This window comes from Streptomyces sp. NPDC091387 (assembly GCF_044756945.1).
Classification (GTDB): domain Bacteria; phylum Actinomycetota; class Actinomycetes; order Streptomycetales; family Streptomycetaceae; genus Streptomyces.
This window is the reverse complement of sequence record NZ_JBIVTZ010000031.1, coordinates 51,797-68,544: the sequence shown is the minus strand read 5'-3', so window position 1 is coordinate 68,544 and position 16,748 is coordinate 51,797. Positions and strand designations below refer to the sequence as shown.

General features: G+C 71.5%; 14 protein-coding genes. 7 read left to right on the top strand and 7 right to left on the bottom strand.

Annotated features, from left to right (window positions below):
* Positions 1-465 precede the first annotated feature (465 nt).
* Positions 466-915, top strand: coding sequence for a PTS glucose transporter subunit IIA (locus tag ACIQM0_RS37555; RefSeq protein ID WP_363031247.1), 450 nt, complete (start codon positions 466-468; stop codon positions 913-915).
* Between the two features lie 76 nt (positions 916-991).
* Entirely contained in the window at positions 992-2,662 is a 1,671-nt protein-coding gene (ptsP, locus tag ACIQM0_RS37550; RefSeq protein WP_401295369.1) for a phosphoenolpyruvate--protein phosphotransferase, read from the top strand.
* A gap of 69 nt (positions 2,663-2,731) precedes the next feature.
* Here the strand turns inward: ptsP and ACIQM0_RS37545 are convergent, their stop codons facing one another.
* Complete coding sequence (locus tag ACIQM0_RS37545; RefSeq protein ID WP_401295367.1) at positions 2,732-3,679, bottom strand: hypothetical protein; 948 nt, start codon at positions 3,677-3,679, stop codon at positions 2,732-2,734.
* A gap of 66 nt (positions 3,680-3,745) precedes the next feature.
* Positions 3,746-5,722 carry an acetoacetate--CoA ligase gene (locus ACIQM0_RS37540; RefSeq protein WP_401295365.1) on the bottom strand — a complete coding sequence of 659 codons (1,977 nt, stop codon included), beginning with the start codon at positions 5,720-5,722 and terminating at the stop codon, positions 3,746-3,748.
* 250 nt (positions 5,723-5,972) lie between these two features.
* Between ACIQM0_RS37540 and ACIQM0_RS37535 the strand changes: the two genes are divergently transcribed.
* On the top strand, positions 5,973-8,324 hold the full coding sequence (locus tag ACIQM0_RS37535; protein WP_401295363.1) for a glycoside hydrolase family 31 protein: 2,352 nt from the start codon (positions 5,973-5,975) through the stop codon (positions 8,322-8,324).
* Between the two features lie 6 nt (positions 8,325-8,330).
* Here ACIQM0_RS37535 and ACIQM0_RS37530 read toward each other — a convergent pair whose 3' ends face one another.
* On the bottom strand, positions 8,331-8,873 hold the full coding sequence (locus tag ACIQM0_RS37530) for an NUDIX domain-containing protein (RefSeq protein WP_401295361.1): 543 nt from the start codon (positions 8,871-8,873) through the stop codon (positions 8,331-8,333).
* 57 nt (positions 8,874-8,930) lie between these two features.
* Here ACIQM0_RS37530 and ACIQM0_RS37525 point away from each other — a divergent pair, with 57 nt between their 5' ends.
* The 4 genes from ACIQM0_RS37525 (at position 8,931) to ACIQM0_RS37510 (ending at position 11,924) form a co-directional block, all read left to right on the top strand.
* Entirely contained in the window at positions 8,931-9,737 is an 807-nt protein-coding gene (locus tag ACIQM0_RS37525) for a M15 family metallopeptidase (protein WP_401295359.1), read from the top strand.
* Between the two features lie 117 nt (positions 9,738-9,854).
* Positions 9,855-10,202 (top strand): DUF962 domain-containing protein, encoded by a 348-nt coding sequence (locus ACIQM0_RS37520; RefSeq protein ID WP_362966256.1) that lies wholly within the window; start codon positions 9,855-9,857, stop codon positions 10,200-10,202.
* A 49-nt stretch (positions 10,203-10,251) separates the two neighbouring features.
* Positions 10,252-10,737, top strand: coding sequence for a Zn-ribbon domain-containing OB-fold protein (locus ACIQM0_RS37515; RefSeq protein WP_401295357.1), 486 nt, complete (start codon positions 10,252-10,254; stop codon positions 10,735-10,737).
* Positions 10,734-11,924 (top strand): lipid-transfer protein, encoded by a 1,191-nt coding sequence (locus tag ACIQM0_RS37510; RefSeq protein ID WP_401295355.1) that lies wholly within the window; start codon positions 10,734-10,736, stop codon positions 11,922-11,924. Before ACIQM0_RS37515 ends, ACIQM0_RS37510 begins: the two co-directional genes overlap by 4 nt.
* 110 nt (positions 11,925-12,034) lie before the next feature.
* Here ACIQM0_RS37510 and ACIQM0_RS37505 read toward each other — a convergent pair whose 3' ends face one another.
* Genes ACIQM0_RS37505 through ACIQM0_RS37490 form a run of 4 tightly spaced genes read right to left on the bottom strand, consistent with a single transcriptional unit; the run spans position 12,035 to position 16,372 of the window.
* The gene (locus tag ACIQM0_RS37505; protein WP_401295353.1) at positions 12,035-12,640 is read right to left on the bottom strand and encodes a GTP-binding protein; all 606 of its coding nucleotides are present in this window, start codon (positions 12,638-12,640) and stop codon (positions 12,035-12,037) included.
* On the bottom strand, positions 12,621-13,043 hold the full coding sequence (locus ACIQM0_RS37500; protein ID WP_401295351.1) for a DUF742 domain-containing protein: 423 nt from the start codon (positions 13,041-13,043) through the stop codon (positions 12,621-12,623). The genes ACIQM0_RS37505 and ACIQM0_RS37500 overlap by 20 nt, the downstream gene beginning before the upstream one ends.
* Before the next feature lie 9 nt (positions 13,044-13,052).
* Positions 13,053-13,496 (bottom strand): roadblock/LC7 domain-containing protein, encoded by a 444-nt coding sequence (locus ACIQM0_RS37495; protein ID WP_385036240.1) that lies wholly within the window; start codon positions 13,494-13,496, stop codon positions 13,053-13,055.
* The gene (locus ACIQM0_RS37490) at positions 13,493-16,372 is read right to left on the bottom strand and encodes a nitrate- and nitrite sensing domain-containing protein (RefSeq protein ID WP_401295349.1); all 2,880 of its coding nucleotides are present in this window, start codon (positions 16,370-16,372) and stop codon (positions 13,493-13,495) included. The genes ACIQM0_RS37495 and ACIQM0_RS37490 overlap by 4 nt, the downstream gene beginning before the upstream one ends.
* Between the last annotated feature and the right edge of the window lie 376 nt (positions 16,373-16,748).

The window sequence follows — 16,748 nt, the reverse complement described above, 5'->3', positions numbered from 1 at the left end:
AACATTTTCTGGGGCTTTCCTCCGGGCGCTTCCCTTCGGTCTTGCGTTTCCGACTCTATCAGACTCTTTCGTGTCCGATTCCCGGTCGAAGCGGGATTGTTCTGGATTACCTCCGGGGAATTTCGCTTTCGCGCTTTTCCCTTTCGGCGAGTCCGACTCTATCAGGCCTTTCCGGTCCGATTCACCAGCCCCAGCAGACATGCCGGTGCCGACTTCGGGTTAGGGTTTGGGCTTAATAGTCGCCGCCGACCCCCGACTCAATGTCGCGTTGGGGCCAGGCAGGAGTACGACAGTACAGGCTGCCGGGAGACGAGGCAAATCGTTTCCGGTGCTCCCCTAGGTCCTCGAACCGCCAGGACTCAGGCGGAACCGGGACTTCCCATGACTTACCCTGCTGAGCAGTACGCCGCCCTCCTACCAAGCCCCGGCGGCGCCATTGAATTGCTCCACTCTGGGAGGCTCCCCATGACCACTGTGACGTCCCCTCTTGCCGGACGCGCCATCGGGCTCGCCGCGGTGCCCGACCCGGTCTTCTCCGGCGCGATGGTCGGTCCCGGTACCGCCATCGACCCCGTGCGTGAGCCGTCGGAGGCCGTGTCGCCGGTCGACGGAATCGTCGTCTCCCTCCACCCGCACGCCTTTGTAGTCGTGGACGGCGAGGGACACGGGGTTCTGACCCACCTCGGTATCGACACCGTCCAGCTCAACGGTGAGGGCTTCGAGCTCCTCGTGAACAAGGGCGACACCGTCACGCGCGGCCAGAGCATCGTGCGTTGGGACCCGGCCGCCGTGGAGGCGGCCGGCAAGTCCCCGATCTGCCCCGTCGTGGCGCTGGAGGCAACTCCGGACTCCCTCTCCGACGTCGTCGAGGACGGCGACGTGAAGGTCGGCGACGCACTGTTCGGCTGGCAGTAATACGTTCGGCGCAGTGACAGCCGACCGGATATCCACCGCGGGGACATCGTCCACCGCACAATCGGAGACAGGTGAAATGGAGACAACGCTGCGGGGCGTAGGCGTGAGCCACGGTGTGGCGATCGGCGAGGTACGGCACATGGGCACAGCAGTGCTCGAACCGCCGGCCAAGCAGATCCCGGCCGAGGAGGCGGAGCGCGAACAGGGGCGGGCGCGGCAGGCCGTGGAAGCTGTGGCGGCCGACCTCGTCGCACGCGGCAACCTGGCCGGCGGCGAGGCCCAGCACGTGCTGGAGGCCCAGGCCATGATGGCCCAGGACCCCGAGCTCATGGCTGATGTCGACCGGCGCATCGCTGTCGGCAGCACCGCCGAGCGGGGCGTGTACGACGCGTTCGCCTCGTACCGGGCGCTGCTGGCCGGTGCCGGGGAGTACCTCGCGGGCCGTGTCGCCGACCTCGACGATGTGCGCAATCGGATCGTGGCCCGGCTGCTCGGTGTCCCGATGCCGGGTGTCCCCGACAGCGACGAGCCGTATGTGCTGATCGCGCGGGACCTGGCTCCCGCCGACACGGCGCTGCTCGACCCGACGCTGGTGCTCGGCTTCGTCACCGAGGAGGGCGGACCGACCAGCCACAGCGCCATTCTGGCGCGGGCGCTCGGTGTGCCCGCCGTCGTGGCGCTCCCCGGCGCCGGCGAGCTGGCCGAGGGCACCGTGATCGCGGTGGACGGCAGCACCGGCGAGATCTTCGTCGAGCCGAGCGCCGAGAAGCGGGCGGAGATGGAGAACGCCGCGGCCGCGCGAAAGGCCGCGTTGTCCACGTCGACCGGTCCCGGTGCGACGTCCGACGGCCACAAGGTGCCGCTGCTCGCCAATGTCGGCGGGCCCGGCGATGTGCCGGCGGCCGTCGAGGCGGGTGCCGAGGGTGTGGGACTGTTCCGCACCGAGTTCCTCTTCCTCGACGACAGCAAGCAGGCGCCGTCCGAGGAGAAGCAGATCGCCGCGTACCGCGCGGTGCTTGAGGCGTTCCCCGAGGGACGTGTCGTGGTGCGGGTGCTGGATGCCGGCGCGGACAAGCCGCTGGACTTCCTGACCCCGGCCGACGAGCCGAACCCGGCGCTGGGCGTGCGCGGGCTGCGCAGTCTGCTGGACCACCCCGATGTGCTGCGGACCCAGCTGACCGCGCTGTCGAAGGCGGCCGAGGGGCTGCCCGTCTATCTCGAGGTCATGGCGCCCATGGTCGCGGACCGTGCGGACGCCAAGGCGTTCGCCGACGCGTGCCGCGAGGCCGGACTGAACGCGAAGTTCGGCGCGATGGTCGAGATCCCGTCGGCCGCGCTGCGCGCCCGTTCGGTGCTTCAGGAGGTGGAGTTCCTGTCGCTGGGCACCAACGACCTGGCGCAGTACGCCTTCGCGGCGGACCGTCAGGTGGGTGCGGTGTCCCGGCTGCAGGACCCGTGGCAGCCCGCGCTGCTGGACCTGGTGGCGATGTCGGCCGATGCGGCCAGGGCCGAGGGCAAGAGCTGTGGTGTCTGTGGTGAGGCTGCCGCCGATCCGCTGCTCGCCTGTGTCCTGACCGGCCTGGGGGTGACGTCGCTGTCGATGGGCGCCGCCTCCATTCCTTATGTGCGCACCACGCTGGCGAAGTACACGCTCGCGCAGTGCGAGCGGGCCGCGTCCGCCGCACGTGCGGCGGACTCCGCCGAGGAGGCGCGGGTCGCCGCGCAGGCGGTGCTTTCGGGCGAGTAGGACCGCGTCGCCCGGACGCTGAGGAGAAGGGGCTTCCCGCCGATGGTGGCGGGGAGCCCCTTCCGCCTGTCAGTGGTGGGGTTCCGGCTCGTCGGCGCCGATGTCGAAGCCCGCGCAGTACTCCACGCCGGACTCCGGGGAGACCGGTTCCCCGGTGTCGGCATCGGTGCAGTAGGCGCTGAAGACCTCGCCCGCGGTGAGCGGCGCGAGGCTGCCGCGGATCAGTCGCCAGCCGTGCACCCGGTCCGGGGTGCCGGGCGCGCTCGTCCGCAGCACGACTCCCCCGCGGCTTTCGAGGGCGATGCCGACGGCCAGCACGGTCACGAATTCGGCGCCTTCCGCCGAGTCGAGGCGGGCCGGTCCGCTCATGTGGCGTTCGGTGTGCAGGACGGCGAGCAGCTGCTCGTTCTCCGTGGGGGTGCTGCACACCAGGTGGTGGGTGCCGGGGCCCGCTGACTCAAGGGTGCGCAGCAGGAGGTGGGACGCCCGGTCGAACGCCGCGCGGCCGACGTCCTGGCCGCAGTCGGCGCACTCCCCCAGACCGGCCAGGAGCATCGTGGCGTACTCCCAGGTGGCACGGCGCACCGACCGGGAGACGAGGAGCGGGATCAGGGTGTCGAGTGGCTGTCCGGTGTAGGTGACGGTGGCCCCGATCGCGGCGATCTCCGCGGTGAAGCGGCTGCGGCTGGCCGGGGAGTCGGCCGCGATGTCCGATTCGTCGCAGAACTCCGCGTACTCCTCCGGGTCGAAGAGGGCGACCGTGGTGTGCATGCCCTGCGCGGCGAGTGCTTTGAGCAGGCCTTCCACCTGCTGGAGGTAGACGGAGTGGTCGTCGAAGGTGAACGTGGCGTAGTGCCGCATCACCGCGAAGTCCTGTTCATCGGTCAGGAGACCGATGGTGCTCGGTGCTTCGCGGCGCAGCGTGCGTCGCATGGTGGCGCCGGTCCGGCCGTGGATCGTGGCCCGCTTGTTCCTGGTCTGCTTGTTCCCGGCGTGCTTGTTCCTGGTCTGCGCCATGATTCCCCCAGTGCGCTGTCGATCATTGCTCACTCAGAGTAATCACGGGTACTGACAGTGGCTCCGTCAGCGGCGCTTGCGTGCCAGCTCCTCGTAGAAGTGGAGGAGTTCCAGGTTGTCGATCGAGCCGGGGTTGACGGCCTTGGCCAGGGCTGTTCCCTGGAGCAGGCGCTTGACCGGAACCTCGATGCGCTTGCCGGTGAGGGTGTGCGGGATGCCGGGGACCTCGATGACCTCGTCCGGGACGTGGCGCGGGGAGAGGTTCTCACGGATGGTGTGCTTGATGGCGGCGCGCAGTTCGTCGTCGAGCGCGGCGCCCTCCGCGAGGTGGACGAAGAGCGGCATCCAGTAGCCGCCGTCGGGCTCCTCCACCCCGATGACGAGCGATTCGCGAATCTGCGGGAGGCGCTCGACGGCTTCGTAGATGTCGGCGGAACCCATGCGTACGCCCTGGCGGTTGAGGGTGGAGTCGGAGCGGCCGTGGATGACGACGGAGCCGCGGTCGGTGATCGTGATCCAGTCCCCGTGCCGCCAGACTCCGGGGTACATGTCGAAGTAGCTGTCGTGGTAGCGGCTGCCGTCGGGGTCGTTCCAGAAGCGGATCGGCATGGACGGCATGGGCTTGGTGACGACGAGTTCACCGACCTCGCCGGTCAGCGGGTTGCCCGCCGGGTCCCAGGACTGGAGGTCCGTGCCGAGGGCGGGGGCCTGGAGCTCACCGATGTGGACGGGGAGGGTGGGGACCGCTCCGGCGAAGCAGCTGCAGACGTCGGTGCCGCCGCTGACGGACGCGATCCACAGGTCGTCGGCCACTTCGTCGTGGAGCCAGCGGAACCCGTCGGGCGGGAGCGGGGAGCCGGTGGTGGCGACGCACTGGACACGGGAGAGGTCGAAGTCGCGCCCCGGGTGGATGCCGGCCTTGCGGCAGGCCATGACGTAGGCGGCGGAGGTGCCGAACAGCGTGGCGCCCGTCTGTTCCGCGACGCGCCACTGGGCGCTGACGTCCGGGTAGCCGGGGCTTCCGTCGTACAGCACGAGTGTGGTGCCGGTGAGGAGGCCGGAGACGAGGAAGTTCCACATCATCCAGCCGGTGGAGGTGTACCAGAAGAAGCGGTCCTCGGGGCCGAGGTCGCAGTGCAGGCCGATCTGCTTGAAGTGTTCCAGCAGGATGCCGCCCTGGGACTGGACGATGGCCTTGGGGAGGCCGGTGGTGCCGGAGGAGTAGAGCACCCACAGCGGGTGGTCGAAGGGGACCTGCTCGAAGACCGGTTCGGTGTCCGCGGCGATCAGCGCGGACCAGTCGAGGGCGCCTTCGGGCGCGTCGGTGCCCAGCAGCGGGATGTGGACGACGGCGCGCAGGGTGGGGAGTTCACGGCGCAGTTCGGCGACGGTGTCGGCGCGGTGGTGCTCCTTGCCGCCGTATCGGTAGCCGTCGACGGTGAACAGGACGACGGGCTCGACCTGCTGGAAGCGGTCGAGGACGCTGCGGGCGCCGAAGTCGGGGGCGCAGGACGTCCACACGGCTCCGACGGCGGCGGTGGCGAGGAAGGCGACGACCGCCTCGGGGATGTTGGGGAGGTAGCCGCTGACCCGGTCGCCGGGGGTCACGCCGAGTGCGCGGAGCTCGGCGGCGAGCGAGCCGACGCGGCGGCGGAGCTCGGACCAGGAGGTGGGGATCTGGGTGTGGGTCTCGTCCACGTGGAGCAGTGCGGGCGCGTCGGCGCGGAGGGCGCTCTCAGCGGTGCGCAGCGCGTGTTCGGCGTAGTTGAGGGTGGCGCCGGGGAACCACTGGGCGCCGGGCATGGTGCTGTCGCCGAGGACGGTCTCGTACGGGGTGGAGAACCGTACGTCGAACCATTCGGCGACGGCCTGCCAGAAGGTGTCCAGTTCGTCGACCGACCAGCGGTGCAGCGCCGCGTATCCGCCCTCGGCCGGTGCTCCGTGGTGCTCGGCCGCCCACTTCTGGAAGCGGGTGACGGTCGCGGTCGCGATGCGGTCCGGGCCGGGCTGCCAGAGGGGGGCTTCGTCAGCTGCTGAGGTCATGGGTCGGCTCCTGGCTGTACGGGTACGCGGGTCGGCGTGGGTCGCGCGCACGTGCTGGGGTGTGCGCGTGAGGCGGCTTTCACGGACGATGCCATGTGATCGTCTTTCGCACCAGGGCCGCCCGTCCATGACCGCGTGTCCGGATATGTGGTCCGGCCACGTCCGGACGCCTCGGGCCGTATCCGGTCCGTGAGTGAACGGAAGTTGAACAGAACCCGTTCCCGTCCCGGCGGATGGCAGGGTGAGCCGCATGAACGGTCGTGACCTGGTGCGCTCGGTGAAGTCGGTGGGTTCGAGGCAGGGACTGCGCACGGTGCGCTCGGCGTGGCGGCGCTCGCGGGCGGATGCGCGGGCGTTGCCGTCGCGCGGCCCGGAGCGGGCGAGGGTGCCGGGGCCCGTGGTGGGGGCGGAGCCGGGGCCGGGCGGTGGTGTGGTGCGGTTCGCGCGTTCGGAGCTGAGCGTCCGGGTGGCTGTGGGGGGTGCGGTCTTCTGGGGGTGGGACGGGGCGGAGCCGCTGCCCTCGTACGCCCTGCCGGGGCCAGCTCCCGACGCGGATCCGCGGGCCGTTCTGGAGCCGGACAAGGACGGCGGATGGCAGGTGGTGTCGGAGCGGCTGACCGTCGCGGTGTCCCGGCACGGGGCGGTGGAGCTGCGCACTCCGGGTGGTGTGGTGCTCCGTCGTGAGCTGCCGCCCCGGTGGTGGGAGCCGGTGGCGGGCGGGTCCGCGCGCTGGGTGCAGCGCTCGGAGGTCCCGGCGGACGCGCGGTTCTTCGGGCTCGGGGGGCGAGCGGGCGGGCCCCGGCTGCGGGACGGGGTGTACGGGTTGTGGAACACCGATCCGGGCGGGCGGTTCGGGCCGGACGACGACCCCCTGTACGTGACGATGCCGGTCCAGCTGGTGGTCTCGGACGCGGGGACGCATCTGGCCTTCCACGACAACTCCTGGGCGGGGCGGGTGACGCTGCGCGAGGGAGAGGAGGGCGCCGGTTCCGGTCATGACCGTCCGGGGATGTCCGAGGTGCGGATGGACGGCGGGCCGCTGCGCTGCTGGGTGGTGGCGGGCACACCGGCCCGGGTGCTCCAGGGCTGGACGGCCCTGACGGGCGCGCCGGCGCTGCCGCCGTCCTGGGCGCTGGGTCCGCAGCACGCCCGCTGGGGCTTCGGGAGCGGGCGGGAGGTGCGGCGGATCGTGTCGGGGTACCGGGAGCGGGGGCTGCCGTTGTCCGTGCTGCATCTGGACATAGACCACTACGACGCGCACCGGGTGTTCACGGCGGATCGGGAACGGTTCCCCGATCTTCCGGGGCTGGCAGAGGAGTTGCGCGGGGACGGGGTGCGGCTGGTCTCGATCGTCGACCCGGCGGTGCCCGCCGCGCCGGGGAACGCGGTGTTCGACGGCGGTACGGCGGTGGGTGCCTCGGGTGCGTTCGTGCGGGACGCCCGGGGCCGGATCGTGCGCGGGGAGGTGTGGCCGGGTGAGTGCGTGTATCCGGACTTCACCGATCCGCGCGTGCGCGAGTGGTGGGGCGGGCTGTACGGGGAGCGGCTGGCGCAGGGGTTCTCCGGTGTCTGGCACGACATGAACGAGCCGGTGTCGTTCGCGGCGTTCGGTGACCCGACGCTGCCCCGCTCGGCGCGCCACTCGCTGGAGGGGCGCGGCGGCGATCACCGGGAGGCGCACAACGTGTACGGCCTCGCCATGGCGCGCGCCGGGTACGAGGGGCTGTGCCGGCTGCGTCCGGACGAGCGGCCGTTCCTGTTCTCGCGGTCCGGGTGGGCGGGGATGCAGCGGTACGGGGGCACCTGGTCAGGTGATGTGTCGACGGGCTGGCCGGGGCTGCGGGCCTCGTTGGCGCTGGTGCTGGGTCTCGGGCTGTGCGGGGTGCCGTACTCGGGCCCGGATGTGGGCGGGTTCGACGGGTCGCCGTCGCCGGAGATGTATCTGCGGTGGTTCCAGCTGGGGGCGTATCTGCCGTTGTTCCGTACGCATTCGGCGATCGACGCGGGCCGCCGGGAGCCGTGGGAGTTCGGGCCCCGGGTGCTCGACGCGGCCCGGGAGGTGCTGCTGGAGCGGGAGCGGCTGCGCCCGTACTGGGTGACGCTGGCGGAGCTGGCCCGGCTGACGGGTGCGCCGTACGCGCGTCCGTTGTGGTGGGGTGCGCCGGGCGACCGGGCGCTGCGGGAGTGCGAGGACGCGTTCCTGCTGGGGGATGCCCTGCTGGTGGCGCCGGTGCTGGGGCCGGGGGTGGGTGAACGGGCGGTGCGGCTGCCGCCGGGGCGGTGGTACGACACGGTGACCGGTGCGGTGTACGAGGGGCCGGGGCAGGTGGTGGTCGAGGCGCCGTTGTCCCGGGTGCCGGTGCTGGCGCGGGCCGGCTCCGTGATTCCGGTGCGGGGTGCGGACGGTGGGCTGGAGCTGGAGGTCTGGGCTCCGGCGGAGGGGCGCGGCGGTGGCGGTTCGGTGGTCCGTGACGCGGGGGACGGCTGGGAGCCGGCGGTGGTCGAGCGGTACACGACGCGGCTGGCGGGTGGGCGGGTCGTGGTGGAGCGGGACGGTGAGGAGGGGCTGGTGGACTGCCCGGTGCGGGTCCGGGGGCGGTGAGCGCGCTCAGCGGTAGCGGCCGGCGAACCAGGAGCGGACGGCCTCGGTGTGCAGGGGGAAGGCCAGGTCCTCGGGGACGTAGAGGACTTCGTGTCCGGAGGTCTCTTCGGTGGGTGCGGACGGCGGGAGGGCGGCGGCCGGCCGGGCCGGGAGCAGGCCGAACAGGAGCAGGTGGCCGTCCGGTGAGCTGAGGGCGTCGGCGAGCCGGATGTCGTCGCGGTGGGCCTCGATGCCGGTCTCCTCGTGGAGTTCGCGGACGACCGCCTGCTTCCAGTCCTCGGCGTGGTCGACGAAGCCGCCGGGGAGTGCGCGTCCGCCGAGGCAGGGTTCGATGGTGCGGGTGATGACGACCAGTCCGGTGCCCTCCCGGCCGGTGACGGGGAGCAGGGCGACGGCGACCGGGAGCGGGTTGCGGTAGGCGGTGGCGCCGCAGACGGCGCAGGTGCGGGGCCAGGCGTCCGGAGACGCGAGGGCGGTGTACGGGGCTCCGCAGCTGTCGCAGTGGGAGTCCTTCACGGGCTTCTCCGGTCTACTCGTCGTCGCGGACACGCGCGGACTGTATCCGATCACCCGCCCGGCACCGCCGAACTGGTGGACGATGTGCTCATGACAGGTCTTGCTTCCGCTCTCCGTGTCCTGGCGGCCGCTGCCGCCGCCCTGCTCGCCGTCACCGCCGCCGCCCCGGTGGCGCGGGCGAGGCCCGAGCCCAGGGCTCCCGACGGGTTCGTCGCGCTGCGGGCGGTGGATCCCACGATCATCCAGGAGATGCGCTATCCCACCGGGCACGACTTCATGGGCGAGCCGGTGGACGGATACCGCGAGCCCCTCTGCATCCTGACCCGGCCCGCCGCCCAGGCACTGCACCGGGCCCAGCTCCGGCTGCTGCGCCGGGGCTACTCACTGAAGGTGTACGACTGCTACCGGCCCCAGCGGGCCGTCGACCACTTCGTACGGTGGGCGAAGGATCTCGACGACGAGACCATGAAGGGCGAGTTCTATCCCCGGGTCGACAAGACCCGGCTGTTCGCCGACGGTTACATCGCGGAGAAGTCCGGGCACAGCCGGGGCAGCACCGTGGACCTGACGCTGGTGAGGCTGCCGGCCCGGCCGACCCCGCCGTACCGGCCGGGTCAGGAGCTGGTCCCCTGTTACGCGCCGCAGGCCGAGCGCTTCCCGGACAACTCGATCGACATGGGCACCGGATTCGACTGCTTCGACACGCTCTCGCACACGGACGATCCGCGGATCCAGGGCGTGCAGCGCACCAACCGGCAGTTCCTCAAGAAGACGCTCACCGACGCCGGATTCGTCAATCTGGCCGAGGAGTGGTGGCACCACACCTTCTCGCCGGAGCTGTTCCCCGACACCTATTTCGACTTCCCGGTGGCCCGTCGGTCCGTCGCCGGTCACTGAGACCGGAGGGGAGAAACGGGTGACTGGGACCACCCCCGTGGGTTCCGGCCACCCGTTCTTCTTCTCGGACGCGAATCGGCCGTATCCGGTTGCCGTTCCAGCCATTACGGTGCCCGTATGTCACAGCAGACGTTCGATTCGTACGAGGAATTCTGGCCCTATTACGTCGCGATGCACTCCCGGGCGGCGACCCGCTGGGTCCATCTGACCGGCACCCTGACCGGGCTCGCGATCACCGCCTACGGCCTGGCACGCGGCCGGAAGCGGTACGCGGCGGCGCTGCCGCTGATCGGGTACGGGACCGCCTGGCCCGCCCACTTCCTGATCGAGGGGAACAACCCGGCCTCCTTCGGTCATCCGGCCTGGTCGTTGCGCGGCGATGTGCAGATGATCCGGATGATGCTGGCCGGCCGGGACCGGGAGCTCGCGGAGACCGCTGCCAAGTGGCTCGCCGACAACAGCTGACCGTGGCACACTTCTGACGTTCCGTCAGATCCAGTGCTGGGGAGGAACTTTGCCGCGCAAGCACATACCCGTGGTGGCCGGGTGGTTCACCGAGGACGGCCCCGAGGAGGACTTCCGGCTGCTGGGCACCCGCTGCCCGCTCTGCTCGTCGGTCTTCTTCCCCCGTCAGGACGGCTTCTGCCGCAATCCGCGCTGCACCGGCGGCGAACCGGTCGAGGTCCCGCTGTCCAGGCGCGGCACGGTCTGGTCGTACACCGACGGCCGCTACCGCCCGCCCGCCCCCTATCCCTCGGACCCAAATGTGCCCTGGGAGCCGTACACGCTGGTGGCCGTGGAGCTCGCGGCCGAGCGGATGGTGGTGCTCGGGCAGGCCGCGCCGGGGGTGGGCGTGGCCGATCTCGCGGTCGGGATGACGGTCGAGGTCGTGCCCGGGGTGCTCGGCCCGGAATCCGGCGACGGCACGGACGACGGCACGGTGTGGACGACCTGGCACTGGCGGCCCGTGAACACCGGCTCCGGGGACGGTGTGCGATGAGCGGGGACGTGGCGGTTCTCGGGGCCGGGATGCACCCGTGGGGCAAGTGGGGGCGCAGCTTCGTGGAGTACGGCAGGGTGGCGGCCCGCGAGGCGCTCGCCGACGCGGGCGTCGACTGGCCGGACGTGCAGTCGGTGGTCGGCGCGGACACCGTGCGCGGCGGATATCCGGGGTACGTGGCCGGGGCGACGTTCGCGCAGGCGCTGGGCTGGCAGGGCGCCCGGGTCACCAGCGTGTACGCGGCCTGCGCGTCGGGCGCCCAGGCCGTCAACACCGCCAGGGCGCAGATCCTGGCCGGTATGGCGGACGTGGTGCTCGTGGTGGGGGCGGACGCGGCGCCCAAGGGGTTCTTCGCCCCGGCGGGCGGCGAGCGGCCCGACGATCCGGACTGGCTGCGGTTCCGGGTGCTCGGCGCGACGAACCCCGCGTACTTCGCCCTCTACGCACGTCGCCGGATGGCCGTGCACGGAGACACCCTGGAGGACTTCGCGCTGGTCAAGGTGAAGAACGCGGCGGCCGGCGCGCTGAATCCCCATGCCCGCTACCGGGCGCCCGTGAGCGCCGAGCAGGTCGCGGCGTCTGCGGTGGTCGCCGATCCGCTGCGGCTGCTCGACATCTGCGCCACGTCCGACGGCGCGGCGGCACTGGTGCTGTCCAGCATGGAGTTCGCCCGGCGGCACGGGGCCGCGGACCCGGTCCGCATCCGTGCCGTGTCCACCGTGACGCCGACGTATCCGAAGGCGGTGCTCGATCTGCCGGACATCGCCACCGATTCGGCGGTCGCCGCGGAACCGGCGAGCGGGAGCTTCCGCGCCTCGATCGCACGGGCGGCGTACGAGGAGGCCGGGATCGGGCCCTGTGACCTCTCGCTGGCCGAGGTGTACGACCTCTCCACGGCACTGGAGCTGGAGTGGTACGAGGACATCGGGCTGTGCCCGGCCGGTGAGGGCGCGGCGCTCGTCCGGGAGGGGGCGACGGCCCTCGGCGGGCGCATCCCGGTGAACACGAGCGGCGGGCTGGCGTCCTTCGGCGAGGCCGTGCCCGCGCAGGCGATCGCCCAGGTCTGCGAGCTGACCTGGCAGTTGCGCGGCACGGCGGGAGAGCGCCAGGTTCCGGGGGCTCGTGCCGGAATCACCGCGAACCAGGGGCTGTTCGGCCACGGCTCGGCGGTGATCGCGGTCCGCTGACGGGCCGTTCCCGCCTCTGCTGCCGTACGCACGACGCGCGGCACGTCCCCCGTCGACGGGGAACGTGCCGCGTACTGCTGCCGGTGCCGCCCGGCCCGCGCGGGGCCGGACTACGTCGTGGCGGGTTCGCGCGGTGCGTCCACGCGGGCCAGCGCGTGTTCGACGACGGCCACCAGTACGTCCCGTACGGACGACCGGTCCCGCGCGTCGCACAGGAGCACGGGTACCTCCGGATCCAGGTCCAGTGCCGCCTGCACCGTCCCGGTGGGGAACAGGTCGGCGCCCTCGAAACAGTTGACGGCGACGGCGAAGGGGATCGCCCGGCGTTCGAAGTAGTCGACCGCCGCGAAGCAGTCCTCCAGGCGCCGGGTGTCCGCGAGGACGACCGCCCCCAGCGCACCCTGGGCGAGTTCGTCCCAGAGGAACCAGAACCGGTCCTGCCCCGGGGTGCCGAAGAGGTACAGCACCAGGTCCTCGCGGAGCGTGATCCGCCCGAAGTCCATGGCCACCGTCGTGGTGGTCTTCGCCTCGACACCCTCCAGGTCGTCCACGGGACGTCCCGCCTCGGTCAGCCTCTCCTCGGTGCGCAGCGGCCTGATCTCACTGACCGCTCCCACCATGGTCGTCTTGCCCACTCCGAAGCCGCCCGCCACCAGGATTTTCAGGGTAACGGGCTCCACGGGCCGCCTGTCGCGGCTAGAGCGCCCGAAGGCCATTGATCACCTCGCGAAGAATGTTCACGTCCGGCAGCTCGGCCGGCGGAACGGGACGGGTCACATGCACCAGCTCGTCCTCGACGAGATCACCGACCAGCACCCGGACCACCCCGACGGGGAGGTCCAGACCGGCCGCGAGCTCGGCGATCGACTGGGGCATGCCGTTGCACAGTTCGATGATCTCCACGTGTTCCGGGGAGAGCATCTGGTCCCGGCCGGGATCGTCGGCCGCGGGTTCGGGGACGACGATCGCGATCAGGTCGAGACGATGACGGGACGCGCTGCTGGTACGTCCCCGCGTCATCGCGTACGGACGGACGACCGGCCCCGCGTCGGCGTCGTACCAGCGCGAGGACTGCGGACCGCCGGGGGCGGCCGGGGAACGGGAGGAGTCGGCGCTCATGCCATCCACTCACCCTCCGGAGGGCAGACCGGTCGTCCGGGGGGAGTTGGCCAGGTGGGCGCCGACACGCTTGACCATCAGCGTCATCTCGTACGCCACCTGGCCGACGTCCGAGTCGGAGTCGGCGAGCACGGCCAGACAGCTGCCGTCACCGGCCGCCGTGACGAACAGGAACGCCTCGTCGAGTTCGACGACGGTCTGGCGGACCCGGCCGGCGTCGAAGTGCCGCCCGACTCCCTTGGCGAGGCTGTGGAACCCGGAGGCCACGGCCGCCAGGTGCTCACCGTCCTCCCTCGTCAGGTCCTTGGACGCGCCGGTGGGGAGACCGTCGCTGGAGAGCACCAGCGCCTTGCGGATACTGGCGACGCGCTCGACGAGTTCGTCGAGGAGCCAGTTGAGTTCGCCGGACCCCTCGCGTGCTGAGTTGAGTGCTGCGGCGTTCGGTGCGGTCATGGACCGTCCCCTCCCGGAGTGGTTCCTTGTGCTGTGTCACCGGGGTCGGTCACGTCCTCGGCGTTCTGGAGGCGGCCGCGCTGCCAGCCGCGCTGGAGCGACGCCATGCGGCTGCGTACCTCGTCGGCGTCGCGTTCGATGTCCTCCACCGTCTCCACCGGGTCCGGCGCGGCGGCGCGGCCGACGGACCCCTCGCGGAGCTGCGGGGCGAGGCTGGCCTGCCGGACCCTGCGGGGCAGCCCGCCGACCGTCTCGGGAGCGGGCGCCGGGGTCCGGGCGGGTGACGACGAGCGGGGCGCCGGCACCGAGGGCGTGGCCGCCGGAGACATGGCGTGCTCAGTGCGGGTCCGCGAGCCGTTGGACTGCCGGGGTTCGGCGGGCCGGCCGCGGTCCGCGGACCGGCCGGGTCCGGGCGCAGGGCGGGTGCTCTCCGGGTCGGCTGCCGTGGGGTGGGACCGGCCCGTCTCGTCGATCCGGCGGCCCCGGTCGGTGACCAGGGTCGGCGGGGTGCGGCGGGGCAGCGGCCTGACGCCGTCGGGGCGCAGTTCCCGGACACCGCCCGGGTCCTCGATCTGGTCGGCGGCCTGCTGGTGCTGATCGCGGTCGCCGTCGCGCCGGAGCTCGCGGGCCCGGAAGATGCCGCCTCGTTCGCTCTCGGTGTCCTCCAGGTCGGACACACCGTCGAGCACCGGGTCGAGCCCCGGTCCGGCGACGGCTTCGAGTACCGGGTCGCGGGTGAAGTCCATTGGGCCGACCGGCCCTTCGAGCTCGACCGGACCGTCGAGCAGTGCCGGGTCCACCAGTCCGGTGGGCACCGGTGAGAGGCCGGCGGGCCTGCCGCTCTTCGGACGGCCGCCGTCGGGCCGGTCGGACGCGTCGCCGCCGCCCTTGCCGCTGCCCGCCGCGCCGCCGCCCGGCCTGCTGCTGGCGATCGCCCGCTCGGACCTGCGGTCGAGGCGGAATCCGGTGCCGTGCGCCTCCGGGGCGTCGGTGAGCAGCGCCGCCGGGATGAAGACGACCGCGGTGGTGCCGCCGTAGGGGGAGGTCTGGAGCGACACTCTGACGTTCTGCCGCTGGGCCAGCCGGCTGACGACGAAGAGGCCGAGCCGGTCGGTGTCGGACAGCTCGAACTCGGGTGTCTCGGCGAGTCGGAGGTTGGCGTCCAGGAGGAGTTCCGCGGGCATGCCGAGCCCGCGGTCGTGGATTTCGAGGGTGAACCCGTTGGCGACGCGCTCGCCGTGCACCTGGACCGCGGTGTGCGGGGGCGAGAACACCGTGGCGTTCTCCAGGAGTTCGGCGATCAGGTGGGTGAGGTCGGCGACGGCCGGGCCGCCCACACCGATCCTGGCGAGCCTGCGGACCTCGATGCGTTCGTAGTCCTCCACCTCGGCGACCGCGGCGCGCACCACGTCCATCAGCTGGATGGGCTTGCGCCACTGCCGTGACGGTGCGGCTCCCGAGAGGATCACCAGGCCCTCGGCGTGGCGGCGCATGCGCGTGGTGAGGTGGTCGAGACGGAACAGGTCGGCGAGTTCCTCGGTGTTCTCGGTGCGGCGCTCCATGGTGTCCAGGAGCGTCAGCTGGCGGTGCAGCAGCACCTGGTTGCGGCGGGCGAGGTTGACGAACACCTCGGACACCCCGCGGCGCATGTCGGCCTGCCTGACGGCGGCCTCGACAGCGGCCCGTTGCAGGATGTTGAGCGCCTGCCCGACCTGGCCGATCTCGTCACGCTCGTACTTGAGGTGCGGGGACTCGGTCTCGACGTCGATGTGTTCGCCCGCCGCGAGACGCCGCATCACACTCGGCAGGCGCACCCCGGAGACCTCGTGGGCGTCCTTGCGCAAGCGCGAGAGGTCGCGGATGAGTTCCCGGCCGATGCGCACGGAGACGAAGACCGAGACGAGGAGGGCCAGGAATCCCAGGACGCCGGCCACACCCGCCTTGATCAGGACGCCGTAGCCGGCGGGCCTGCCGCGGTCCTGGAAGCGGTTGTTCATCTCGGTCGAATCGTTGGCCAGCCGGTCCAGGACCGGCGGGGCCACCTCCTGCCAGCGTGCGGCGTCCATCTCGCGGGGGTCGTGGGTGGGCCCCTGGGCGATGAGCTTGTCCTCTGCGGAGCGCAGGGGCTCGCTGTCCGGGCTCGCCCAGTACTGCTCGACCCGGCGGCGCTCCGAGGCGGGGAGCGCTTCGAGGTTGATCTCGTACAGCAGTCCGCGCTTGGCGATGAGGTCGGAGATCTGCCGGAGTTCGGGGGCCGTCAGCCGTCCCGCGAGGAGTCCCGACACGACGAGCGCGTCTTCCTGGGAGAGCATTTCGCGGGCGCGCGAGATGCCCGCCAGGGCACGGACCTGCTTGTCCATCGACACGTTCTCCATGACGTGGAGGCCGGTCAGGAAGCGGTAGCAGGGGTCGATGAGGTTGTTGTAGTACTCCATCGCCTTGGCCCGGTCGATGGTGCGCTTGTCGACGGAGTCGCGGAGCGACTGCAGTCCCTCGACAGCGCCCAGGATCGAGCTGAGCTGGGTCTCGGCGTCGGTGCGCAGCGCGTCGCGGATGTCCTTCTGCGCCGCGCTCCTGTTGACCTGCTTCACGACCCGGTCGGTGGCGGCGCGCTGGCGGCGCAGGACCGGCAGGGCGTCGGAGGCGCGCGGGTCCGCGAGGAAGACGAGAGTCTGCCGGCGCTCGTTCTGGACGGCCCGGACGGTGTCCTCCAGGGGGTGGCCGATCTTCTCCACCACGGTGCTCGCGCTCATCAGCTGCCCGGCCTCGCGGCCGGTCAGATAAGTGGCGAAGCCCCATAGTGCGGTGAGGGAGACGAGCGGCACCAGGAGCAACGCCACGATCTTCCTGCGGATGGACTTTCCGCGAAAGCGCATGGCCTCCCCCAGCTCGGCACCGCAGAGCGGTGATGGTGTTCCGTCAACAAACGGCGCGAGCCTACTACCGACGCACAGACAACTCGAAGGGACGTCCGGACGATTTTCGGCCTCCTTACTGGGAGTTGACCATGGGTTGTCCTGGTATTCCTGGAGATGAAATTCGTGAAAGCGACAGAAGAGACCAGCCAGAGCCCCACATTCCTCCCCGCGCCAGTTGGCTGGAATTCTTCGTTCCGTGACGGTTCGGGGGAATCTTCACAGCCCGGCACTCGTCTGTCTGTACGGGGGTAGGGGGACTGCAGGGGCGCGTTCGGCAGGATGGGGCGGCCCGTCCGCGTAGAAACCGCCCATGCCGGGCAGCAACCCTGAAGTC